Genomic DNA, 22,730 nt, shown 5'->3' with positions numbered 1-22,730 from the left:
AGGGGGGGGGGGGGGGGGGGGGGGGGGTTTTGTTTTTCCCTCCTTTTTCTCCCCCTCCTTCCCCCCCCCCCCCCTCCCCCCCCCCCCCCCCCCCCTCGCCCCCCCCCCCCCCCCCCCCCCCCCCCCCCCCCCCCCCCGCTTCGCCGTCGTCAGGTGCGCGGTCAGCCGCTCCTGGATGCGTACGGTCGCCTCGTCCAGCGCCTTCCGCGTCCGCCGCCCGCTGCCGTCCCCGGCCTGGAAGGCGTCGCCGAAGACGACGTCGACGCGGCTGCGCAGCGGCGGCAGCGCCGGTATCGCCCGGCCCGCCCGCTCCGCGCTGCCGAGCACCGCGACCGGCACGATGGGCGCTCCCGAGCGTACGGCGAAGTACGCCAGCCCCGCGCGCAGCGACGCGAAGTCGCCCTCGCCGCGGGTGCCCTCCGGGAAGATGCCGAGTACCCCGCCGCGCTCCAGCACGCCCAGCGCGTCGGTGATCGCGGTCCGGTCGGTGCCCGTCCGGTCGACCTTCAGCTGCCCGATGCCGCGCAGGAAGGGGTCCAGCGGCCCGGCGAAGGCTTCCTTCTTGACCAGGAAGTGCACCGGCCGGGGCGCGGTGCCGATGATCATGGGCCCGTCGATGTTGTGCGCGTGGTTGCCCGCGAGGATCACCGGGCCCGCCGACGGCACCCGCCAGGCGCCCAGCACCCGCGGCTGCCACAGGCCGTACATGAGGCCGATGCCGATCCGCCGCCCGATCGCGGCACCGCCGGCGCTCGGCAGCCGGTCGGAATCGGTCACGCGGCGCTCTTCTCCGCGATCTTCGACTCGATGAGGGTGACCACGCACTCGATGACCTGCTCCAGGGTCAGGTCCGTGGTGTCCACCTCGACCGCGTCGTCGGCCTTGGCCAGCGGCGAGGTCTTGCGGGCCGAGTCGGCGGCGTCGCGCTTGATCAGCGCCTCGCGGGTGGCGGCCAGGTCGGTGGCCTCCTTGCCCTTGAGCTCACCGCTGCGCCGGGCGGCACGCGCCTCGGGCGAGGCGGTGAGGAAGATCTTCAGGTCGGCGTCGGGCAGGACGGTCGTACCGATGTCCCGGCCCTCGACGACGATGCCGCGCTCGGCGGAGCCGGCGATGGTCCGCTGCAGGTCCGTGATCAGGCTGCGCACCTCGGGGACGGCGCTGACGGCGCTGACCGCGGAGGTGACCTCCTTCGTACGGATCGGGCCCGCGGCGTCCTGGCCGTCGACCGTGATCGTCGGCGCCGACGGGTCGGTGCCGGAGACGATCGCGGGCTTGGCGGCGGCCGTGGCGATGGCGGTCGGGTCCTGGATGTCGACGCCGTTGGACAGCATCCACCAGGTGATCGCGCGGTACTGGGCACCGGTGTCCAGGTAGCTCAGCGCCAGCTTGGCGGCGACCGCCTTGGACGTGCTGGACTTGCCCGTGCCGGAGGGGCCGTCGATGGCGACAATCACTGCTGCCGGGGCGGTCCGGGCGGCGGTTTCCACGGTGACGAACACCTTTCCTTGTGCACGGGGCGGGGATCCTGCGGCCGAATGGGCCTCGGACAAGGTTACCGGGTACACGCAGACACGTTTTCCCCCCAGGGGAGTGGGGGGTTTGTGACGCTTCCCGCGCCGCCTACTGGCGGATGGACCAACCGCGCTCGCGCAGCGCCGCGGTGAGCACCGGCACCGCCGACGGCTCGACCGTGAGCTGGATGAAGCCCGCCTGCTGGCCGGTCGCGTGCTCGATGCGGACGTCCTCGATGTTGACGCCCGCCTGCCCGGCGTCGGCGAAGATCCGCGCCAGCTCGCCCGGCTGGTCGCCGATGTGCACGGCCACGATCTCGTACGCGGCGGGAGCGGCGCCGTGCTTGCCCGGCACCCGCTCGCGGCCCGCGTTGCCGCGCCGCAGCACGTCCTCGATGCCGCCGGCGCCCGCGCCGCGCTTGGCCTCGTCGGCGGACTGCAGCCCGCGCAGCGCCTGCACGGTCTCGTCCAGGTCGGCCGCGATCTCGGAGAGCACGTCCGCGACCGGTCCCGGATTCGCCGAGAGGATGTCGATCCACATGGCGGGGTCCGAGGCGGCGATGCGGGTCACATCGCGGATGCCCTGACCGCACAGCCGTACGGCGGTCTCGTCGGCGCCCCGGAGGCGCGCCGCGACCAGGCTGGAGACCAGCTGGGGGGTGTGGCTGACCAGGGCCACCGCGCGGTCGTGCGCTTCGGCGTCCATGACGACCGGGACGGCCCGGCACAGCGCGACCAGCTCCAGCGCGAGGTTGAGCACCTCGGTGTCGCCGTCGCGGGTCGGCGTGAGGACCCACGGCCGGCCCTCGAAGAGGTCGGCGGTCGCGGCCAGCGGCCCGGACCGCTCTTTGCCGGCCATCGGATGCGTACCGATGTACGGGGTGAGGTCCAGGCCCAGCGCCTCCAGCTCGCGCCGCGGGCCGGCCTTGACGCTGGCGACGTCCAGATACGCGCGGGCGCGGTTTCGGCGCATGGCGTCGGCCAGCGCCGCCGCGACGTGCGCGGGCGGCACCGCCACGATCGCGAGGTCGACGGGGCCCTCGGGCTCCTCCACGGTCCCCGCACCGAGCGCCGCCGCCGTACGGGCCTGCGCCGGGTCGTGGTCGGCGAGGTGCACCCGCACGCCGCGGGCGCTCAGCGCCAGCGCGGCCGAGGTGCCGATCAGTCCCGTCCCGAGGACGATCGCGGTCCTCACTGCGCGATGTCCTTCCGCAGCGCGCCGGCCGCGCCCAGGTAGACGTGCGCGATCTCCGCCTTGGGGAGGTCGCTCTCGACGTGCGCCAGGATCCGCACCACGCGGGGCATGGCCCCGGCGATGTCCAGCTCCTGCGCGCAGATCAGCGGAACGTCGGTGATGCCCAGCTTGCGGGCCGCGACGGCGGGGAAGTCGCTGTGCAGATCGGGCGTGGCCGTGAACCACACGCTGATCAGGTCGTCCGGCACGAGGCTGTTGCGCTCCAGGATGGCGGTCAGCAGCTCGGACACCTGCTCATGCATGTGCTCCGCGTCGTCCCGCTCCAGCTGAACGGCCCCTCGGACCGCACGTACCGCCACGTCCCTGCTCCTCGCGTCTTCCGCCGGTGCGCCGCCGCACCCGTCCACCTGATCAGCGTATCGACTGCCACCGACAGCCGCCGTCCGCGCCCGCCCTGCGAGACGGGCGCCTCAGTCCCAGAGCCGGCCGAGGGAGCGGAGCTCGTCGCGGTGTTCGATGCGGTCGACCCAGGCCGCGGGCCAGGCGTCGGCGCCGAGGTGGGCACCGGCGAAGGCGCCGGCCAGGCAGGCGATGGAGTCGGAGTCGCCGCCGGTGACGGCGCCGCGGCGCAGTGCCGTGACGGGCTCCTCGGGGAAGAGCAGGAAGGAGAGGAGGGCGGTGGCCAGGGCTTCTTCGGCGATCCAGCCCTCGCCGGTGGCCAGGCACGGGTCGGCCTCCGGGGTGGGGCTGCGGAGGGCGGCGTCGAGGCGGTCGAGGACCCCGAGGCAGTCGTCCCAGCCGCGGGCGATGAACGCTTCGGGGGAGTCGTCGTGGGCGTGCCTCCAGAGGTCGCCGAGCCAGTCGGCACGGTAGAGCGTGCGCTGGTCGCGGGCGTAGGCACGCAGGAGGGCGGGGAGGTCGGCGGCGCTTGCACCCTGGGCGAGGGCGTGGATCGCGTACGCCGTCAGGTCGCTCGCGGCGAGGCCGGTGGGGTGGCCGTGGGTGAGCGCGGACTGGAGCTGGGCGGCGCCCGCCCGCTGGTCGGCGGTCAGGCCGGGGGCGAGCCCGATCGGGGCGACGCGCATGTTGGCGCCGCAGCCCTTGGAGCCGATCTGGCTGGCCTCGGCCCAAGGGCGGCCCGGCTCGCTCAGCAGGCGGCAGGCGGTCAGGCAGGTGTTCCCGGGGGCGCGGTTGTTGTCCGGGGAGCGCCACCAGGCGACGTACTCGCTGCGTACGGGTGGCTCGAAGGCCGCGGCGTCCAGGGGGCCGCTTTCCATGGCCGCGCGGAGGCCGCGGGCGAGCGCGAGCGTCATCTGCGTGTCGTCGGTGATGTACGCGGGCGTGGGCAGGTCGAGCCCGCGCCACGGGCCGTACGCGGCCTCGATCGCCGGAACGCTCTTGAACTCGGTCGGGTAGCCGAGCGCGTCACCGAGGGCGAGCCCGAGGAGCGAGCCGGTCGCGGAATCCTTCGCGGACATGAGAAAAACCACCCCTTAGTCGTCATGGTGACGATAAGGGGTGGTCCCCCGCTGCCGCAACTGTGGACGGGCGGGCACGCGACCCGGTACGGCCTAGAGGTCGACCTCGCGCATCAGCATGCCGACCTCGGTGTTGGTCAGCCGGCGCAGCCAGCCGGACTTCTGGTCGCCGAGCGAGATCGGCCCGAAGGAGGTCCGGACGAGCTTCTCGACCGGGAAGCCGGCCTCGGAGAGCATCCGGCGCACGATGTGCTTGCGGCCCTCGTGGAGGGTCACCTCGACGAGGTAGTTCTTGCCGGTCTGCTGCACGACCCGGAAGTGGTCGGCGCGCGCGTACCCGTCCTCCAGCTCGATGCCGTCCTTGAGCATCCTGCCGATCTCGCGCGGCAGCGGGCCCTGGATGGCGGCGAGGTAGGTCTTCTGCACGCCGTACCGGGGGTGGGTCAGGCGGTGCGCCAGCTCACCGTGGTTGGTGAGCAGGATGATGCCCTCGGTCTCCGTGTCCAGCCGGCCGACGTGGAAGAGCCGGGTCTCGCGGTTGGTGACGTAGTCGCCCAGGCACTGGCGGCCGTCGGGGTCCTCCATGGTGGAGACGACGCCGGCCGGCTTGTTCAGCGCGAAGAAGAGGTAGGACTGGGTGGCGACGGTCAGGCCGTCCACCTTGATCTCGTCCTTCTCCGGGTCGACGCGGACGCCCTGCTCGGTGACGATCTGGCCGTTCACCTCGACACGGGCCGCGTCGATCAGCTCCTCACAGGCGCGCCGCGAGCCCATGCCCGCGCGGGCCAGCACCTTCTGGAGCCGCTCGCCCTCCTGGTCGCCGAAGGTCTTGGGGGTCTTGACCTGGGGCTTGTCGTACCGGGCGCGGTTGCGCTCCTCGATCTTCGCGTCGAGCTCGCGCGGGCGGGCCGGCTGGGAGCCGCGACCGCGGGCCCCCTTGGCGCCCTTGCCCTCCTGGCTGCGCGGGCTGACCTTCGGGCCGCCCTTGGCGCCGCCGCGGGCCGCCGCGCCGCGTCCCTTGCGGGGCGCGTCGCCGGAGCCGGAGCCGGAGCCCGAGCCGGAGCCGGAACCGCCCACGTCGTAGCGGCGCTCCTCCGGACGGGGCTTGCCCGCGCGCTTCTGCTTGTCATCGCGTTGGTTGCCCGCGCCCCGGTAGTTACCCCTACCGCTGCTGTTCCTGCCGCTGCTTCGCATCAATGATCCGTCTGAGAGTCGCCGCTGTCGTCTACGTCGAACGACGGCACACCTTCCCGGGAGTCGCCCTCGACCGCGTCCGCCTCGGGGAGGAACGGGGCGAGCTCGGGGAGCTCGTCCAGGCCCCGCAGGCCCATCCGCTCCAGAAAGTAGTTCGTCGTCCTGTACAGGATCGCACCTGTTTCGCCTTCCGTGCCCGCCTCCTCGACCAGACCGCGCTGCAAGAGGGTGCGCATCACGCCGTCGCAGTTGACACCGCGCACGGCAGAGACCCGGGACCGGCTGACCGGTTGACGGTACGCGACCACGGCCAGAGTCTCCAATGCGGCCTGCGTCAGCCGGGCCTGCTGGCCGTCCAGGACGAAGCTCTCCACGGCGTCCGCGTACTCCGGGCGGGTGTAGAACCGCCAGCCGCCCGCGACCAGCCGCAGGTCGAAGCCGCGGCCCTGCCGGGTGTAGTCCTCCGACAGTTCGCGCAGCGCGATCGTCACGTCACGGCGGCGGCGCTGCAGCACCTTGGCGAGGTGCTCCTCGGTGGCGGGCTCGTCGACGACCATGAGGACGGCCTCGAGCGCGGGCTTGAGATCGAGGGCCGCGACCCCGAGGGCGCCGGCCGGCGCTTCGGGGAGCTCCGGGGCCTGCGCCTCCGGGAGGTCGTATGCCTCCTCCGTGCCGACGGCCGGCCCGTCCCGGTCCGTGCTGACGTCGCTCATGCCGTCTCCGTCTCCTTCTCGGTCTTCCCCTCGGCCGGCTGCTCCGGCGGCCGGTCGAACTCGTCCGTGACGACCGGCTCGGCGCCGTCCTCCGTACCCGCCCAGCGGACGGTCAGCTCCCCCAGCGCCTCGGGCTGGTCGAGGACGACCGCGCGCTCCCGGTACAGCTCCAGCAGCGCCAGGAAGCGGGCGACGACCGTGAGCGTGTCCGGCGCGTCCTCGGTCAGCTCCTGGAAGGACGCCTCGCCCGCCGCGCGCAGCCGCGCCACCATCACCTCGGCCTGCTCCCGGACGCTGACCAGCGGCGCGTGGATGTGGTCGACGTACACCTGCGGCTTGGCCTTGGGCTGCATCGCCTTCACGGCGAGCCGCGCGAACCCCTCGGCGCCGATGCTGATCACCACCTCGGGCAGCAGCTCGGCGTGGTGCGGTTCGAGCCCGACGGTACGCGGGTACCGGCGCGCCTCGTCCGCCAGGCGGCGGCTGAAGATGTCGGCGATCTCCTTGTACGCGCGGTACTGGAGCAGCCGTGCGAAGAGCAGGTCGCGCGCCTCCAGGAGGGCGAGGTCCGCCTCGTCCTCGACCTCGGCGGCGGGCAGCAGCCGCGCGGCCTTGAGGTCCAGCAGGGTGGCCGCGACGACCAGGAACTCCGTCGTCTGGTCCAGGTCCCAGTCCGGGCCCATGGCCCGGATGTGCGCCATGAACTCGTCGGTGACCTGCGAGAGCGCGATCTCGGTGACGTCCAGCTTGTGCTTGGAGATCAGCTGCAGGAGGAGGTCGAAGGGGCCCTCGAAGTTCTCCAGGTGGAGGGTGAACCTGCCGTCACCGGTGACGGTGGCATCCGCGGGCTCGGCGGGCTCCGGTACGTCGTCCGGTTCCGGCTCGGCGGGCTCCGGGGTCGGCTCCGGTACGGCTTCCCGTACGGGCTCCGGCTCGGCCGCCTCCGGCTCCGGAGAGAGGTCCGGCTCCGGGGCCGGGCCGTGGCCCAGGGAGCGGCGCGGGGTGCGCGGGGCGGGCGCTGCGGGGTCGTCGTGGGTCGTCGGCATCGTGGTCCATACGCTGCGGTCCCGTGCCGCGCGCGGCGCCGGGCTGATCACCGGCGGGCGGCGCCCACCGGTGTCCGAAGGCTAACCCGCCGGGGCCCGGCCGGCGCGGACCCGGCCGCCGGGGCGGCCGGAGTTCCGCAGCCTGGCCTCAAGAAGGCGCTCAGCGGCCCCTCAGACGCCTCACGAGGATGCTGGCGTCCCCCCGGGACTCCAGGTCCGCCAGGACGACGGCGACGGCCTCACGGACGATCCGGCCGCGGTCCACCGCGAGGCCGTGCTCGCCGCGCAGGACCAGGCGCGCGTGCTCCAGGTCCATCAGCTCCTCGGCGGAGACGTACACGGTGATCTTCTCGTCGTGCCGCTCGCGGCCGCTGGGGCGGCGGTTCGCGCCCCGGCCGCCGCGCCGCCGGGTCCCCCCGGAGGCCTGCGCCCCGGGGCCCGCGGCGGCCGCGCCCTCCTGGCGGCGGCGCCCCTTGCCGGCCTCCTCGGCCGTGTCGCGTCCGCTGTGCTCCGCGGGCGCCACCGCCCCGGACGCCGCCGGGGGCGGCTCGCCCTCGGGCCGGCGCTGCGCGGCGTTGCCCTGCTGCGGCGCGGCGGGGTCGGCCTCGCCGCCCGGCGCGGGCACCCGGGGTGCCTCGCCGTTCGCGGGAGTGCCGTTCGCCGGCCTGCGGGGCGCGGAGGACTGCAGCGCCGTCCCCCCGGTGGTGCGGAACAGTTCGTCGGCGCCGGGCAGACTCACTCGGCGTGACACCGGGCGAGCACCTCCCTGGCGAGCTGTCGGTAGGCGGCGGCACCCACGGAGTTGGAGGCGTACGTGGTGATCGGCTCGCCCGCGACCGTGGTCTCGGGGAACCGCACCGTACGGCCGATCACGGTGTGGTAGACGTGCTCGTCGAACGCCTCCACGACGCGCGCGAGGACCTCGCGGCTGTGCACGGTGCGCGAGTCGTACATCGTGGCGAGGATGCCGTCCAGCTCCAGGTCGGGGTTGAGCCGCTCCTGGACCTTCTCGATCGTCTCGGTCAGCAGCGCCACACCGCGCAGCGCGAAGAACTCGCACTCCAGCGGGACGATGACCTTGTGAGCCGCCGTCAGGGCGTTGACCGTGAGCAGGCCGAGCGAGGGCTGGCAGTCGATCACGATGTAGTCGTAGTCCGACATCAGCGGCTTCAGGGCGCGCTGCAGGGTCGACTCGCGCGCGACCTCGCTGACGAGCTGTACCTCGGCGGCTGACAAATCGATATTGCTGGGCAGCAGGTCCATGTTCGGGACCGCCGTCTTCAGCAGGACCTCGTCGGCCGCCATACCCCGCTCCATGAGCAGGTTGTAGACCGTCAGGTCGAGCTCCATCGGATTGACTCCGAGGCCGACCGAGAGCGCGCCCTGCGGGTCGAAGTCGACCAGCAGTACGCGGCGGCCGTACTCGGCGAGCGCGGCACCCAGGTTGATGGTCGAGGTCGTCTTGCCGACCCCGCCCTTCTGGTTGCACATCGCGATGATCTTCGCCGGGCCGTGCTCGGAGAGCGGCCCGGGGATCGGGAAGTAGGGAAGGGGGCGACCGGTCGGGCCGATGCGCTCGCGGCGCTGGCGCGCGGCGTCCGGCGCGAGCGTCGCCGCGTACTCCGGGTCCGGCTCGTACTCCGCGTCCGGATCGTAGAAGTGCCCCTCGGGCAGGTCGTCGTAGTCGGCGAAGCGGGCCGGGTGTGTGCCGCCCTGGTCGCCGGCCGTGGCGTTCACTTGATGGCCGTCCATGCTCTGGTGGGCTGTCGTCGTCATGCTCTTCCGGGCTGCGAAGGTGTGGACAGCGACGGAGCCGACAGCCTCGTGCCCCGAGGGACCCTGGCCCCGTGCAACCGCTCCTGGTCGACCACCTCCGGGAGTAAATGTCGACTCATTCACAAGTCGTCTTACCTCCTTGGATGTGACCAGGAAACTTATCGATAGGTCAGCGTGACACCATGCCGACGGTTGGCGACTCTATGGCGTGTCGGGCGTCCGCAGCAACACAATCCACCGGACCCGGCACGATGTGTCGGCAATGGAACACCCCGATGTCAAGGGCGCGCGGCGCACATCCGTGAGGTTTCGGGGGTGCGCGAAAGGGGCGAAGAGCGACGTTCGTTACGAGTTGCGGAGGGCTCGCCGGAGGCCTGCCGCGGGCGGTCGCGGAAAAGTGTCGCAAACGCGACCGGCCGGGCCTGAAAGTCTCAAGGCCCGGCCGTGCGCGTGGTGTTGACGCGCCGTGTTGACGAATCAGCCCAGCAGGGTGCTCAGCTCGACGGACTCCAGACCGTGCGCCTCGGCGACCTCGGCGTAGACGACCTTGCCGTCATGCGTGTTGAGGCCCTTGGCCAGCGCGGCGTCCCGGCGCAGCGCCTCGACCCAGCCGCGGTTGGCCAGCTCGACGATGTAGGGCAGCGTCGCGTTGGTGAGCGCGTGGGTGGAGGTGTTCGGCACCGCGCCCGGCATGTTGGCGACGCAGTAGAAGACCGAGTTGTGCACCTGGAAGGTCGGCTCGGCGTGGGTGGTCGGCTTCGAGTCCTCGAAGCAGCCGCCCTGGTCGATCGCGATGTCGACAAGGACACTTCCGGGCTTCATCTTGGCGACGAGCTCGTTGGTGACCAGCTTCGGGGCCTTGGCGCCCGGGATGAGGACCGCGCCGACGACGAGGTCGGCCTCGATGACGGCCTTCTCCAGCTCGAAGGCGTTGGAGACGACGGTCTGCACCTTGGTGCCGAAGATCTTGTCGGCCTCGCGCAGCTTGTTGATGTCCTTGTCGAGCAGCGTGACGTGGAAGCCGAGGCCCACGGCGATCTGCACGGCGTTCCAGCCGGAGACGCCGCCGCCGATGACGACCGCCTTGCCCGCGTGGACGCCGGGGACGCCGCCGGGCAGCACGCCGCGGCCGCCGGCCTGGCGCATCAGGTGGTACGCGCCGACCTGCGGGGCGATGCGGCCCGCGACCTCGGACATCGGGGCGAGCAGCGGCAGCTGCCGGTTCGCGGTCTCGACGGTCTCGTACGCGATCGCGGTGGTGCCGGACTCGACCAGCGCGTCCGTGCACTCGCGGGAGGCGGCGAGGTGCAGGTAGGTGAAGAGCGTCTGGTCCTTGCGGAGGCGGTGGTACTCCTCGGCGATGGGCTCCTTGACCTTCAGCAGCAGGTCGGCGGTGGCCCAGACCTCGTCGGCGGTGTCGAGGATGTTGGCGCCGGCGCCGACGTACTCCTCGTTCGTGATCGAGGAGCCGAGACCGGCGTCCTTCTCGACGAAGACCTGGTGGCCGTTGCGGACGAGCTCGTGGACACCAGCAGGCGTGATGGCCACGCGGAACTCGTTGTTCTTGACCTCGCGGGGGATGCCGACCTTCACGTCGATCACGGTCCTTGAATGAGTGCTTGCAGAGAAATATCCGCTCATACAGACGCATGACGGATGTGACCGCGAGAACCGCGGCTCTGCCAGTCTATTGAAGGAGCTCTTGTTGTCTAGCCTTGCAAAGCAATTACTTTCGCGGGAACCGCCACCGATTTCGTAGGTCAGGCCGGGTGATCTGCCAAGACTCGCTCTCCCAGGCCCCGGTGCAGCCTTGCTGCCGCCGGGTCGCCGAGCCGTTCGAAGGTGTCCGCAATCCGCAGCTGGAGCGCCGCTTCCAGCCGCCCGTCGGCCGCCTTCCTGGCCAGTTCCAGGGCTTCGAAGCAGGTGCGCAGCGCCTGCTCGGGCCGCCCCGCGTACTCCTGGACCCGCGCCGTCTCCCCCATCGCCCGCGCCAGCCCCACCGGGTCACCGGCCCTGCGGTACGCACCGTGCGCGGCCCGCCACTCCCGGAGCGCCTCGGCCCAGCGCCCCGCGTACGTGTGCACCGCGCCCAGCCGCCCGTGCAGCCGGGCCGCCTCGGCCGTGTCGCCGCGGGAGAGCCGCAGCTCCAGCGCCCGCCCGTACCAGTCGGCGGCCCGCTGCCAGTCGCCCAGCTCGGCGTACGTGCCGCCCAGCGACTCCAGCGCGCGCCCGGTCGCGACCGCGTCCTTGACCGCGCGCGCCGACTCCAGCGCGCCCCGGTACCGGGCGAGCGCGTTCTCGGCGCGGCCCGCCTCGGCGTCCAGGTCGCCGAGGTTCAGCAGCGCGGCGGCCTTCTCCCGGGCCAGGCCGCGCCGCTCGGCGACCTCCAGGACCAGGCCGTGCAGCCCGTACAGGTCGGGAGCCGCCGCCTCGGGCGCCTCGTGCGCGAGCAGTGCCCGTACCAGCGCGGCCATCAGCCGCCGGTCCAGCGTGTCCAGCTCGCCGTCCGCGACGGCGATCCGGGCGGAGTCCAGCAGGGCAGGGCGGCGGCTGCGCAGCCAGGCCGCGGCCTCGGGGACGGACCCGAAGCGCAGCGACCGCGGCAGCCCGGAGGTCCGTTCGCGGGCCGGGGATCCCGCGGGCTCCCCCATCGCCCGGCAGGACTGCAGCTGCCGTACGGTCCGCTCCAGCATCCGGGCCCGGGAGAGCTGGATCTCCGGCGGGCGCTCGTGGGCCTTGAGGTGGTGGCGCAGCAGCGGCACCAGGCAGTTCGGTACGCGGTACTGCGCCGGCAGCCCGGCCAGCGGGTCGGTGCCGCCCGACACCGGCTCCGCCGCCGGCTCCACCGGCCGCAGCAGCCCCCTGGCGGCGAAGTCGCGCAGGGTGGATTCGGCGGCCACCACCGAGCAGCCGGCCAGCGCGGACGCGGTGTGCGCGTCGACGAGGCCGGCCGGGGCGAGCGAGAGGAGCCGCAGTATCCGGGCGGCCGGCAGCGGCAGCGATTCGTACGCCAGCCGGAAGGCGCGGGCCAGCGTGCGCGGGACGGGCGCGCTCTCCTCCTCGCCGGGCGGCAGCAGGAACAGCGTCCGCAGCAGGTCGGACAGCGAGGACTTGGGGTGCGCGGCGAGCCAGCCGCCGGCCAGGACGAGGGCGGCGGGCTGGCCGCCGCAGTCCTGGACGACCTGTTCGGCGGTGCGCGGGTCGACGGTGATGCGGGTCTGGCCCGCGTACCGGGTCAGGATCTCCACGCCGGCCGCGGTGTCCAGGCCGCCGAGCGTGCAGGGCCGTACGTCCGTGATTCCGGTCAGCGGCCCCTCGGAGACGGCGAGGACCAGGCAGTCGGGGGCGTCCGGGAGCAGCGGCTCGACCTGCTCGGCGCCGGCCGCGTCGTCCAGCAGGAGCAGGGCGCGCCGGTCGGCCAGCGCGGCGCGCAGCGCCTCGGTCAGCTCGTCCTCCGCCGCGCCGGCGGGGACCCGCTCGCCGAGCTGGGTGAGCAGGTCGCGGGCGACGTCGGCGGTGGGCAGGGGCCGGCCGTCGGCGGTGCTCAGCCAGGACCGCAGCACGCCGTCCGGGTAGTCGCCGGCCAGCTGCCGGGCCAGTTCGGCGGCGAGGGCGCTGCGGCCCGAGCCGGGCCGCCCGGCGATCAGCAGCACCCGGCTGCGGGCGCCCTTGCGGCCGGAGAGGGTGTCGAGCCCCGCGCGTTCGATGTCGGTGCGCAGGGCGGCCAGTTCGCGGCGGCGGCCGGCGAAGGCGGCGGGGGCCGGCGGGGCGGTCGCCGCCGGCACGCCGGCGCGGCCCGCTCCTCTGCGTCCGGCCCCCGACGCCGTCACCGACCGGCCGGTGTCCACCGCCTGCTCCGCCACGGGCCACACTCCCGTTCACTTGCGCGTACGAGCCGGCCGCCGCTGCGGCCGGGATGCGTCGAGCGTAGTTCACAGGTGCCGTGGATCACTGCGGACATACCGCGTAAATCAGACAAAAATGGAAGCGAGTATTCCGGGAGGGGGCCGGCCCCCTCCCCGTACCGCCTCCCCAGAGCCGGTGTTCCGGGCTCTTACGCCTCGAACGGCCGGGCCGGCCACGGCGCCTCGGCCGGGCGCAGCGCCTCCAGTCCGTCACCCGACTGGGCTGCCAGCAGCGACAGCACGCCGACGACCAGGCAGTTGTTGTGCAGCTCGCCGGCCAGCACGCCGCGCGCCAGGTCGGCGACCGGCACCCGCGCCAGCTCCATGTCGGCCTCTTCCTCCTCGACCTCGAAGCGCTCGCCCTCCGCCTCGGACAGATCGCGGGCCAGGAAGATCCGTACGGCCTCGTCGCAGCCGCCGGGGGTGGTGTAGACGTCGGTCAGCACCCGCCAGTCCTCGGCCTTGACGTGCGCCTCCTCGTACAGCTCGCGCTGGGCGGCGTGGAGGGGGTTCTCGCCGGGCACGTCCAGCAGCCCGGCCGGGATCTCCCAGAGCTTGTGGCGTACCGGGTGGCGGTACTGGCGCAGCACCAGCACCTTGCCCTCGTCGTCCAGGGCCAGTACGGCCACCGAGCCGGGATGGACCTGGTAGTCCCGCTTCACGGTGGAGCCGTCCGGCATGACGACCTCGTCCGTGCGGACGCTGGTCTTGTTACCGGTGAACGGGGTCGCCGTCGCGGTGATCCGCCACTCCTCGGGGGTGTCCTTGATGGCCATGCGCGTCCTCCCAAACAAGCAGAAACCGGGGTACGGACCGCAAAGTCCGCACCCCGGTAACCGTATCCCCCGGCCAATGAATTACTTACCGGCGCCCTGACCCGTCTTGCGCTCGACAGCGGCCTTCACCAGGCCCGCGAAGAGCGGGTGCGGCCGGGTCGGGCGGGAGCGCAGCTCCGGGTGCGCCTGGGTGGCGACCAGGTAGGGGTGCACCTCGCGCGGGTACTCGACGTACTCCACCAGCTTGTTGTCCGGGGAGGTGCCGGAGAACTGCAGCCCGGCCTTCTTCTCCAGCTCGGCGCGGTAGGAGTTGTTGACCTCGTAGCGGTGGCGGTGGCGCTCCTCGACGTACTGCTCGTCGCCGTAGACCTCGCGGACGATGGAGCCCTCGGCGAGCTTCGCCGGGTACATGCCGAGCCGCATCGTGCCGCCCATGTCGCCCTCGCCGGCGACGATGTCCAGCTGCTCGGCCATGGTGGAGATGACCGGGTCGGCGGCGGCCGGGTCGAACTCGGTGGAGTTCGCGCCCTTGACGCCCGCCAGGCTGCGCGCCGCCTCGATGACGACGCACTGCAGGCCCAGGCAGATGCCCAGCAGCGGGACCTTGTTCTCGCGGGCGTAGGTGATGGCCTCCAGCTTGCCCTCCACGCCGCGCTCGCCGAAGCCGCCCGGGATGAGGATCGCGTCGCAGTCGCCGAGCTGCTTCTTGGCGCCGGCCGCGGTGCGGCAGTCGTCGGAGGTGACCCACTTGATCTTCACGCGGGCGCGGTTGGCGAAGCCGCCGGCACGCATCGCCTCGGAGACCGAGAGGTAGGCGTCGGGCAGGTCGATGTACTTGCCGACCAGCGCGACCTTCACCTCGTGGTCGGGGTTGTGGACGCGGTCCAGCAGGTCCTCCCACTGGGTCCAGTCCACGTCCCGGAACGGCAGGTCCAGCTTGCGCACGACGTAGGCGTCCAGGCCCTCGGTGTGCAGCACCTTCGGGATGTCGTAGATCGACGGCGCGTCCTTGCAGGCCACGACCGCGGCCTCGTCCACGTCGCACATCAGCGAGATCTTGCGCTTGATGGAGACGGGGACCTCGCGGTCGGCGCGCAGCACGATCGCGTCGGGCTGGATGCCGATGTTGCGCAGCGCGGCGACGGAGTGCTGGGTCGGCTTGGTCTTCAGCTCGCCGGAGGGGCCGATGTAGGGCAGCAGCGAGATGTGCACGACGAAGACGTTGTCCCGGCCCACCTCGTGGCGGACCTGGCGCACGGTCTCCAGGAACGGCAGCGACTCGATGTCGCCGACCGTGCCGCCGACCTCGGTGATGACGACGTCGACGTCCTCGGTCGCCATCCGCCGGATGCGGTGCTTGATCTCGTTGGTGATGTGCGGGATGACCTGCACGGTGTCACCGAGGTACTCGCCGCGCCGCTCCTTGGCGATCACGGTGTTGTAGACCTGGCCGGTGGTGACGTTCGCGGAGCCGTCGAGGTCGACGTCCAGGAAACGCTCGTAGTGGCCGATGTCCAGGTCGGTCTCGGCGCCGTCGTTGGTGACGAACACCTCGCCGTGCTGGAAGGGGTTCATCGTGCCGGGGTCGACGTTGAGGTACGGGTCCAGCTTCTGCATCGTGACCCGAAGGCCCCGCGCCTTGAGGAGCGCACCCAGGCTGGAGGCGGTGAGCCCCTTGCCGAGCGAGGACGCAACGCCCCCGGTGACGAAGATGTGCTTGGTCGTCGAAGCTGTGCTGTTTCGAAAAGCACTGGGCGGCATGGCCAAGAGGGAGCTCCCGTGGTCGCGAGGTGAAAAGCGGAGCGGCGCGATCCCGGATTCCTCGGGGTGCCGTCGCTGCGGTCGGGGGTGCCGGGTCGTTCTTCCTGGCCCACCGGTCCACGGGGTACCAGGCTATCAGCGACAGAGCGTGGTCGCTCCCGCCCGCACCGGGCGGAATGCCTCGCTCCCCGTATACGGGCCCCGACGTGACACAGGCCACCCATTCGGCCCATCCTCGGGAAGCGGAGCGTCGCGCGGATGTCACGTGCGCGTCGTATCCTGCTCGGGCACTCGCATCGGGCCGTCCGGAACGGCACCACCCCCGCCCGAATACCGGACCAGCAGCTCGGCGGGGTTTTCAAGGGCAGGACGGAAGATCGACACGTCCCACGGGGGGCGTCACTCCAGTTCGACGGGAGATGTACGTGGCCGGCCGCATCGAGGACTACGCACTCATCGGCGACATGCAGACCGCCGCACTCGTCTGCCGGGACGGCACGGTCGACTGGCTGTGCCTGCCCCGGTTCGACTCGCCCGCGGTCTTCGCCGGCCTCCTCGGCACCGAGGAGCACGGCTTCTGGCGGCTGGGCCCGGCCGCGGAAGCGGAAGGCGTTTCGCCCGCGTCCGACCGGCGGCGCTACCGCGGCGACTCCCTGATCCTGGAATCGGAGTGGGACACCCCCGACGGCACGGCCCGGGTGATCGACTTCATGCCGCCGCGCGACGGCGCGCCGCAGCTGATCCGCATCGTGGAAGGCGTCAGCGGCCGGGTGGCGATGCGCTCCTCGCTGCGGATGCGGTTCTCGTACGGCTGGGTGGTGCCGTGGGTGCATCAGGTCGACGGCCGCACGGCCGCGGTCGCGGGCCCGGACTCGGTGTGGTTCGACACCACGGCCGAGACCCACGGCGAGGACCTGACCACGTACTCGGACTTCACCGTCGAGGCGGGGCAGCGGATCGCCTTCACGATGAGCTGGCAGCCCTCGCACCACGAGCAGCCCCCGCTCCCCGAGCCGGAGAACTCACTGACGGCCACCGAGGACTTCTGGCGCGAGTGGGTCGAGCAGTGCACGTACCACGGTCCCTACCGTGACGCGGTGGTCCGCTCGCTGATCACCCTGAAGGCGCTGACGTACGCGCCGACCGGCGGCATCGTCGCGGCGCCCACCACCTCCCTCCCCGAGGACATCGGCGGCTCCCGCAACTGGGACTACCGCTTCACCTGGCTCCGGGACGCCGCGATCACCCTCTCCTCCCTCCTGCGTACGGGCTACCGCGAGGAGGCCCGCGCCTGGCGCGAGTGGCTGCTGCGCGCGGTGGCAGGGGACCCGGAGAACCTGCAGATCATGTACGGCATCGCGGGCGAGCGTGAGCTCGGCGAGAACGAGCTGAGCTGGCTGCCGGGGTACGAGAACTCCCGCCCGGTCCGGGTCGGCAACGGCGCCGCCGACCAGCTCCAGCTGGACGTGTACGGCGAGGTCATCGAGGCGCTGCACCTCGCCCACATGACCGGGCTGGCCCGCAACGACTACGCCTCCCTCCTCCAGCTCAAGCTGATCCGCTGGGTGGAGAAGAACTGGGACGAGCCGGACGAGGGCATCTGGGAGGTGCGCGGGCCGCGCCGGCACTTCGTCCACTCCAAGGTCATGACCTGGGTCGCGGTGGACCGCACCATCAAGCTCATGGAGTCCGGCGACGTGGAGGGCCCGCTGGAGCGCTGGAAGGAACTGCGCGACACGATCCACCGGGACGTGTGCGAGAAGGGCTACGACCCGGAGCGCAACACCTTCACCCAGTCCTACGGCTCCAAGGAGCTGGACGCCTCGCTGCTGCTCATCCCGCAGATGGGCTTCCTGCCGCCGGACGACAAGCGCGTCATCGGCACGATCGAGGCGATCCAGCGCGAGCTGGCCACGCCCGACGGCTTCATCCTGCGCTACCCCACCTCCGCCGACGCCGACGAGGCGAACGTGGACGGCCTGGAGGGCGACGAGGGCGCGTTCCTGGCCTGCTCGTTCTGGCTCGCCGACGACCTCGCGATGATCGGCCGCGTCGAAGAGGCCCGCAAACTCTTCGAAAAGCTCCTCTCCCTCCGCAACGACCTGGGCCTGCTGGCCGAGGAATGGGACTCCCACTCCGGCCGCCAGGTAGGCAACTTCCCCCAGGCCTTCAGCCACGTCCCCTTGATCGACACGGCCCTGCGCCTTACGGCGAGTGGGGCGTACGGGGGCTAGGCCGTTTCTGACGGCTCTTGAACGGTGTCACGGAGCCGGATGACGATCGCTGGTGGACCGCCGGCGGGCCCGGCCGCGGCGCCGGCGGTTCGCCCGCCGGCCCTCCGGCTCGGCGATAGTCGGCGGTGAGTTGTCGCGGGCCGCTCTTACGGATTGGCATTGATCTCCTTCATGGTCAGGTGGGATCCGAGGCGGAGGACGGCGGGCAGGCAGCTGAGCTTGCCGGTGAGAAAGGCTTCGCAGGCAGCTTGGTCGGCTACGGCGACTCCAGTACCTCAGCACCCGCATGCCCGTCGGCATCATGGTGATCCTCCTCGCCTATTGCCTGCGCGACCTCCCCCTTATCCACACACGCACTCTGGCCCCACTGGCCGCCCTCGCCGTCACCATCGGCCTGCACCTGTGGCGCCGCAACGCGCTGCTGAGCATCCTCGGCGGCACGACCGCCCACGTGATCCTGGCCAGCACGGTCTTCGCCTCCTGAAGCCCACCTGACGCAGCCGCCCGGTGCTACCGCTTCTCGTAAACATCGGACACGACTCAACTGAAGTGCTGGCCCGAAGCGTGAACAGCTGCTGCCGAATCTCCGCTCTGGCACAGATCTTGGGGAGTCGTTACGGTGAGTAATACTGCCGTTCGGTTCGGAGGCGTCGCAAAGCTGTCGGCCGGGAGGGAGTCCGTATTCGGGGGTGCCTCGGTGCGGGAGCGCGATCGGCTCCGCTGCCGGAAGTGGCAACCGGGCCAGGCGCTTGCTGCCGTGTTCCCTGCCCCGGACTGCTTTGGCTCAGCCAGAGGTGTCCATCAGGGCGGTGACATAGGCGTCCAGCCGCTCCTCCACGGCTCGCGTCGTCAGTTCCGTCCTGCCTGCCTCCCGCCATGGCTGCGCCACTTGCTGCACTTCTTCTGAGCACGCCAGCCCGTCCCGCACCCGCCAATACAACCGCTCGCTCGCGGCCGGGGCCAGCACCCCGCCGGCCTCCTCATACGCCTCAGCGAACCGCAGACCCCACGCCGGGCCGTGCAGCAGCGCGAGATTGGTCGAGCAGTGCGCCACATCGAGATCCGCCGGGCCCCAAGACGTCGCTGCCCAGTCGACGACGCCGGCGATCCGGGCATGTGCCGGCCGTGGGGGCGGCTCCTCGAACAGTACGTTGCCGGGTTGGAAGTCCCGGTGCAGGAATCGCCCTTCGTAGGGCGGCGCGGGCTTGCGGATCACATCGATCGCTGCGGCCCATACCGCCGCGTCGGCGCCCTCCGGAACCACGACGGTGTCAGCTGTCGTCAACGCCACATACTCCCGGGGCTGCTCGGCGGGCCGCAACGCGTGGATTGCCACGAGTTGCCGGGCCAGCAGAGGAACGCGCGCCTCCAATCCCTCATCATCGAGGGCCGTCCCGCCCGCCAGATGTGTCATCAGAAGCGACGGATACTCGCAATGCGCGGCGGTCGGATCAACCGCGACCAGTCCAGGAGCCGGCACACCGGTCCCCGCAAGCATGGTCAGGGCGTCGGCCTCCCTGTTCAGCCAGTCCTCGGCGCGCTCCACGTAGAACGGGTCGACGAAACTCCGCAGCACCAGGTCACGAGCGCCTCCGTCCCCCGTGCCGACGGTCAGCCTCCGCATTTCGGCGGTGATGCCGCCGTGCAGCGCCTCGGTTCCGACAATCCGTTCGCCGGCCTCCAGGTGCCGGCTTGCCCAAGCCAGTGTCAACGGCCGGACAGCCGCAACCTCATCGTGGTTAGTCACCGTTCACCCCATCATCCGGACGGCGGCACGCGTGAAAGCTTTCATTAGCGGCGACAGCAACACCGCTCTGCTCCTCTCGCAGCTGCCGCAGGCACCGTTCACGCACTCGTATCGAGCCGTGGCCACAGCCTGGAAAACCCCCGTTCCTGGCATATCGCGGGGAGCCGTCACGATCGGCCACTGAAGCAGGATCACCTTGCGAAGCAGTTCGAATCCGGCACGCCCGTAGAGCTGCCTTTTGATCTTCTTGATGCGGTTCACAGCATCTTCTGTGCCGCCAGAGCTACCCTGCCGCCGTCAGCGCCAGCGGCCCTTCGGGGCCGGATGTGGCTGGTTCAGTACAGGCCGGCACCTCGGACTTCACATCAGTCCCGGCCGAGGTGAACTCGCCCGCCGACGAATACACAGTGGCCGTCAGAAGTTGTGCGACAACCCTTTCCGCGTGTGCCGTCGTCGGATTTCACAACGTGCTGAGCAACTCCAGCTCCACCGAGGCAGAGCGCAGCAGCTCCAATGCAAGCCGAGCGCCTCTTGGTTCAGTGGCCGGGAGCCCGGGCCGCGAGAGCAGGGATGGAGGCGATTTTTTCGGCCGCCAGGTCTTCCCATATGAGCCCGGCCGGGCGATGCGGGGTGCGGCACGTGATGATCTCGTCGGGTGTGACGATCAGGTCGACGCCGAAGTCATGGGTAGTGGCGGGGAGTTTCTCGTCGAGTACCTGGCGTGCGTGGACGGTGGTCACCACGACCGTCCCCGGGCCGATGAGCCCGGCCTCCATCAGGAAGGCGAACTCCAGGTCGGAGTAGCCGGCTCCCTTCCCGATGCGGACTCCGGCCGGGTTCACCGCGACGCTGCCGACCACGACCATGTCGACCGGCTTCATCGCTTCGACGTAAATCTTCGGGGCAATGGTCGCGGCTACCTTGCTCGATGCCGCTTCGGCGGGCGGGACGGTGAGGACGGCCGGGTCCAGCAGGTAGAAGGGACGTGGGTCGGCGAGCTTGGGCACAGCCATGAACACCGTCTTGCCCTCGGCCAGCGCACGGGCACGCACCGGGAGCTGGGCCTTGTCAGGCACAGCCTTGATGACCTGTGAGGCTGCCCATTGGGGCAGGTTGGCGAGGCGGTCGGCGGCCACGTCGGAGCCCTTGAAGTTCGGGATACGGCCGTGTGCGGTGGCATCGTGGACTGCCTCGGCGGCGTCGAGCGCTTCCCAGACCCGTTCCCGCACCCGCTGTTTGTCCTGGTCCACCTGTGCGTGCACACCGCTGCCCTTCACGCTGCCTCCATCAATGCCATGAGCCGGTCCTGTGCTTCTTGCACTGCGGGCTCGCTTCTCCAGGGCCGCAGCTCGCGGGCGGCGCGGAAGACAATGTTCATTCCACCACCTCCGCGCGTGCCGTGCAGCTCTGTCACGGCCTCGGTGAATCCGGCCAGCGCGGCATCGAGCCGGCCCTCGCGGATCCGCGAGAGCGTGAGGTTCCCCAGGACGATCGCCCGGGACTTGCGCCGGTCTCGCAGTTCGGCTGCGGTGTCCTCCAAAAAGCGCTGCGCTCTTGGGTGGTCGCCCAGCGTCAGATAGCAGGAGCCTGCCATCCGGCCGAAGTGGGTCGGGGACAGCAGATCGTATGCGGCGTCCGTGCTGTCGGCCTGCTCGAGGTGACGCTCAGCCCCCGCCAGAGCCCGTTCGCATGCGCACTTCTCGCCGAGGAAAGCGTGTGCTTCGGCAGCGTGCAGCATGGCCAGACCGGTGAGTACATGGCTGGTGCAGCGGGTCGTACGGGCGGTCTCCAGGGCAAGATCGAGCCCTTCGCGGTAGTCATTGGCCCCATAGAGCGCCACGTAGCAGGTACGCAGAAGAGCGTGGCCCTCCGCGGCGCGGTCACGCACATGGCGCCCCACCTCCAGGCTCTGGGCATAATACGACCGCGCCGTGCCGTGGTCATGCCGCTGCGAGGCATCCCAGACGAGCTGCCCCATGAAGAGCGCGGCATCCGCGTGCAGCATCCGCATCTCACGCTGCACACGCCCCGCCGGCGCTTCGCCCGCCAGAAAGGCGACTTGGTTGACTCGTTGTCCCGCCTGCGCGAGCAAGGTGGCCGAGGGCACTTGGTCGTAGCGATCCGCGAGGGCCTGCAAGCCACCTCGCAACTCGGCGGCGGTCACCAGATCGACCCGCGAGGGGTACCGCATCGCATAGTGGGTGCGCCCTGTGGAGGGCGGCTCGTCCTCAGCGGTCACTGCCAGCAGATCGCTCAGTTCCTCAACGCTCACCTGCAGCACGGCGGCGAGCCGCGGTCGGACATACGGCTGCGGTGACACCTTCCCGGACTCCCAGCGCGAAACGGTGGAACGCTCCACATTCATCGCCTCGGCCAGGCTCTCCTGAGTAAAGCCCACCGCGCGGCGGCGGCGAACGAATCCGTGCCGTTTGAGCGCCATGGACCGATCCTCTCGAGTTCTCTGCGGCCTGTGGAGACGGCTCCTGGAGGACCTCAACGCCACAGGTCATGCCCTGCTGTGCGGCGTGGATGCCTCGTACGTGCGTCAATTCTGCTCTGGTTCGCGGACCCTCGAGGCGCTTTCTTTGATGCCCACCGAGAGTCCACCGAACGGACGAGGACACTCCCCGGGACGGAGAGGTCATGGCACCCCCTGCACGCGCCGCCTGGCGGCCACAGCCAAGGCGGCGGGCGTTCGACCGCGAACCTGTCGCGGTGTGCGCGGCGCGAGAGTTCGCCTTGGACACCCTGACGGACTGGGGCGTGGCCGAGCGACACGACGACATCCAGCTGTGCGTATCGGAACTTGCCACCAACGCCCTGTTGCACGGTGGCAACGACGTCCGTCGATTCTGGGTCGTGTTGTCGGCCGTCGGCCACGTCCTTCGCGTAGAGGTACGCGATTACGGGCCGGGGATGCCCCGGATACGGAAGCCGGAGGACAGCAGCGACTCCGGCAGAGGACTGCTCCTGGTCTCGGACTGCGCCGAAGCATGGGGCATCGACCTGTCGGAACAGTCCAAAGCTGTGTGGGCGGAGTTCGAAGTCCGCACCCAGCCTGTCGAAGCGCTCGGCAGCGGCAGAACAACCCATCGATGAAAGGAAGGCCTTCATGACCGATCACAAGACCGAAGAAAAGCGTCCCGTGGCGCCCGAGGCGCAGGCATACCGCGCCCCTCAGCTGATCGAGCTGGATGTCGTATCCCAGGTGACTCTCGGCAAGTACGCCGAGGACAGTGCCGACAAGGGCCGCTACTTCGAGTAAGCCGCGCGTCGGGGGGGGGGGGGGGGGGGGGGAAACACCCCCCCCCCCCCCCCCAAAAAAAAAAAAAAAAAACAGTTCCCCCCCCCCCCCCCCCCCAACCCCCGGGCAGATCCACCCCACCCTTTCCTG

The 22,730-nt window shown here is 71.2% G+C and carries 20 protein-coding genes and 2 pseudogenes; 4 read left to right on the top strand and 18 right to left on the bottom strand.

What is annotated here, in order from left to right:
- Nucleotides 1-135: 135 nt before the first annotated feature.
- The 14 genes and pseudogenes from ACZ4MH_RS33590 to ACZ4MH_RS33525 form a co-directional block, all read right to left on the bottom strand.
- Nucleotides 136-777, bottom strand: a pseudogene (locus tag ACZ4MH_RS33590) (lysophospholipid acyltransferase family protein); the annotation flags it as partial.
- Complete coding sequence (gene cmk / locus ACZ4MH_RS33585) at nt 774-1,499, bottom strand: (d)CMP kinase (protein WP_351600884.1); 726 nt, start codon at nt 1,497-1,499, stop codon at nt 774-776. The pseudogene ACZ4MH_RS33590 and the gene cmk, both read right to left, overlap by 4 nt.
- Before the next feature lie 121 nt (nt 1,500-1,620).
- Nucleotides 1,621-2,706: a prephenate dehydrogenase gene (locus ACZ4MH_RS33580; protein WP_351600879.1), complete on the bottom strand. Its 1,086-nt coding sequence runs from the start codon at nt 2,704-2,706 to the stop codon at nt 1,621-1,623.
- A complete protein-coding gene (gene aroH, locus ACZ4MH_RS33575) occupies nt 2,703-3,065 on the bottom strand; it encodes a chorismate mutase (protein WP_351600876.1) in 363 nt (120 codons plus the stop codon). The genes ACZ4MH_RS33580 and aroH overlap by 4 nt, the downstream gene beginning before the upstream one ends.
- Nucleotides 3,066-3,176: 111 nt before the next feature.
- Nucleotides 3,177-4,184: an ADP-ribosylglycohydrolase family protein gene (locus ACZ4MH_RS33570; protein WP_351600873.1), complete on the bottom strand. Its 1,008-nt coding sequence runs from the start codon at nt 4,182-4,184 to the stop codon at nt 3,177-3,179.
- Between the two features lie 93 nt (nt 4,185-4,277).
- Entirely contained in the window at nt 4,278-5,378 is a 1,101-nt protein-coding gene (locus ACZ4MH_RS33565; RefSeq protein WP_351600870.1) for a pseudouridine synthase, read from the bottom strand.
- Entirely contained in the window at nt 5,378-6,091 is a 714-nt protein-coding gene (gene scpB / locus ACZ4MH_RS33560) for an SMC-Scp complex subunit ScpB (protein WP_351600867.1), read from the bottom strand. Before scpB ends, ACZ4MH_RS33565 begins: the two co-directional genes overlap by 1 nt.
- Nucleotides 6,088-7,137, bottom strand: coding sequence for a segregation and condensation protein A (locus ACZ4MH_RS33555; protein ID WP_351600864.1), 1,050 nt, complete (start codon nt 7,135-7,137; stop codon nt 6,088-6,090). Before ACZ4MH_RS33555 ends, scpB begins: the two co-directional genes overlap by 4 nt.
- A 160-nt stretch (nt 7,138-7,297) precedes the next feature.
- Entirely contained in the window at nt 7,298-7,876 is a 579-nt protein-coding gene (locus tag ACZ4MH_RS33550) for a hypothetical protein (protein ID WP_467754847.1), read from the bottom strand.
- On the bottom strand, nt 7,873-9,036 hold the full coding sequence (locus tag ACZ4MH_RS33545) for a ParA family protein (protein WP_351601922.1): 1,164 nt from the start codon (nt 9,034-9,036) through the stop codon (nt 7,873-7,875). Before ACZ4MH_RS33545 ends, ACZ4MH_RS33550 begins: the two co-directional genes overlap by 4 nt.
- 354 nt (nt 9,037-9,390) lie before the next feature.
- Nucleotides 9,391-10,506 (bottom strand): alanine dehydrogenase, encoded by a 1,116-nt coding sequence (ald, locus tag ACZ4MH_RS33540; protein WP_351601925.1) that lies wholly within the window; start codon nt 10,504-10,506, stop codon nt 9,391-9,393.
- Between the two features lie 167 nt (nt 10,507-10,673).
- Nucleotides 10,674-12,776, bottom strand: coding sequence for a tetratricopeptide repeat protein (locus tag ACZ4MH_RS33535; protein ID WP_467754846.1), 2,103 nt, complete (start codon nt 12,774-12,776; stop codon nt 10,674-10,676).
- A gap of 191 nt (nt 12,777-12,967) precedes the next feature.
- Nucleotides 12,968-13,594 carry an NUDIX hydrolase gene (locus ACZ4MH_RS33530; protein WP_351599667.1) on the bottom strand — a complete coding sequence of 209 codons (627 nt, stop codon included), beginning with the start codon at nt 13,592-13,594 and terminating at the stop codon, nt 12,968-12,970.
- 81 nt (nt 13,595-13,675) lie between these two features.
- Nucleotides 13,676-15,355, bottom strand: a complete 1,680-nt coding sequence (locus tag ACZ4MH_RS33525) for a CTP synthase (RefSeq protein WP_351599682.1) — start codon at nt 15,353-15,355, stop codon at nt 13,676-13,678.
- A gap of 419 nt (nt 15,356-15,774) precedes the next feature.
- Here ACZ4MH_RS33525 and ACZ4MH_RS33520 point away from each other — a divergent pair, with 419 nt between their 5' ends.
- Both ACZ4MH_RS33520 and ACZ4MH_RS33515 read left to right on the top strand, forming a co-directional pair.
- The gene (locus ACZ4MH_RS33520) at nt 15,775-17,589 is read left to right on the top strand and encodes a glycoside hydrolase family 15 protein (RefSeq protein ID WP_351599668.1); all 1,815 of its coding nucleotides are present in this window, start codon (nt 15,775-15,777) and stop codon (nt 17,587-17,589) included.
- A gap of 265 nt (nt 17,590-17,854) precedes the next feature.
- Nucleotides 17,855-18,073 (top strand): annotated as a pseudogene (locus ACZ4MH_RS33515) (AzlD domain-containing protein); the annotation flags it as partial.
- Nucleotides 18,074-18,373: 300 nt separating this feature from the next.
- Here the strand turns inward: ACZ4MH_RS33515 and ACZ4MH_RS33510 are convergent.
- The 4 genes from ACZ4MH_RS33510 to ACZ4MH_RS33495 all read right to left on the bottom strand — a co-directional run bounded on the left by ACZ4MH_RS33510 (nt 18,374) and on the right by ACZ4MH_RS33495 (nt 21,776).
- Nucleotides 18,374-19,336 carry a phosphotransferase family protein gene (locus ACZ4MH_RS33510; RefSeq protein ID WP_351599669.1) on the bottom strand — a complete coding sequence of 321 codons (963 nt, stop codon included), beginning with the start codon at nt 19,334-19,336 and terminating at the stop codon, nt 18,374-18,376.
- Between the two features lie 3 nt (nt 19,337-19,339).
- On the bottom strand, nt 19,340-19,597 hold the full coding sequence (locus ACZ4MH_RS33505) for a hypothetical protein (protein ID WP_351599670.1): 258 nt from the start codon (nt 19,595-19,597) through the stop codon (nt 19,340-19,342).
- Nucleotides 19,598-19,872: 275 nt separating this feature from the next.
- On the bottom strand, nt 19,873-20,613 hold the full coding sequence (locus ACZ4MH_RS33500; protein ID WP_351599671.1) for a 5-formyltetrahydrofolate cyclo-ligase: 741 nt from the start codon (nt 20,611-20,613) through the stop codon (nt 19,873-19,875).
- Entirely contained in the window at nt 20,610-21,776 is a 1,167-nt protein-coding gene (locus ACZ4MH_RS33495) for a helix-turn-helix transcriptional regulator (protein WP_351599672.1), read from the bottom strand. The genes ACZ4MH_RS33500 and ACZ4MH_RS33495 overlap by 4 nt, the downstream gene beginning before the upstream one ends.
- Nucleotides 21,777-21,979: 203 nt before the next feature.
- Here ACZ4MH_RS33495 and ACZ4MH_RS33490 point away from each other — a divergent pair, with 203 nt between their 5' ends.
- Nucleotides 21,980-22,435, top strand: a complete 456-nt coding sequence (locus ACZ4MH_RS33490; protein WP_351599673.1) for an ATP-binding protein — start codon at nt 21,980-21,982, stop codon at nt 22,433-22,435.
- Between the two features lie 13 nt (nt 22,436-22,448).
- Entirely contained in the window at nt 22,449-22,601 is a 153-nt protein-coding gene (locus ACZ4MH_RS33485) for a hypothetical protein (RefSeq protein WP_351599674.1), read from the top strand.
- Nucleotides 22,602-22,730 lie beyond the last annotated feature (129 nt).

The organism is Streptomyces sp. NPDC026301, from assembly GCF_055567935.1.
This window is presented reverse-complemented; position numbering and strand designations above follow the sequence as displayed.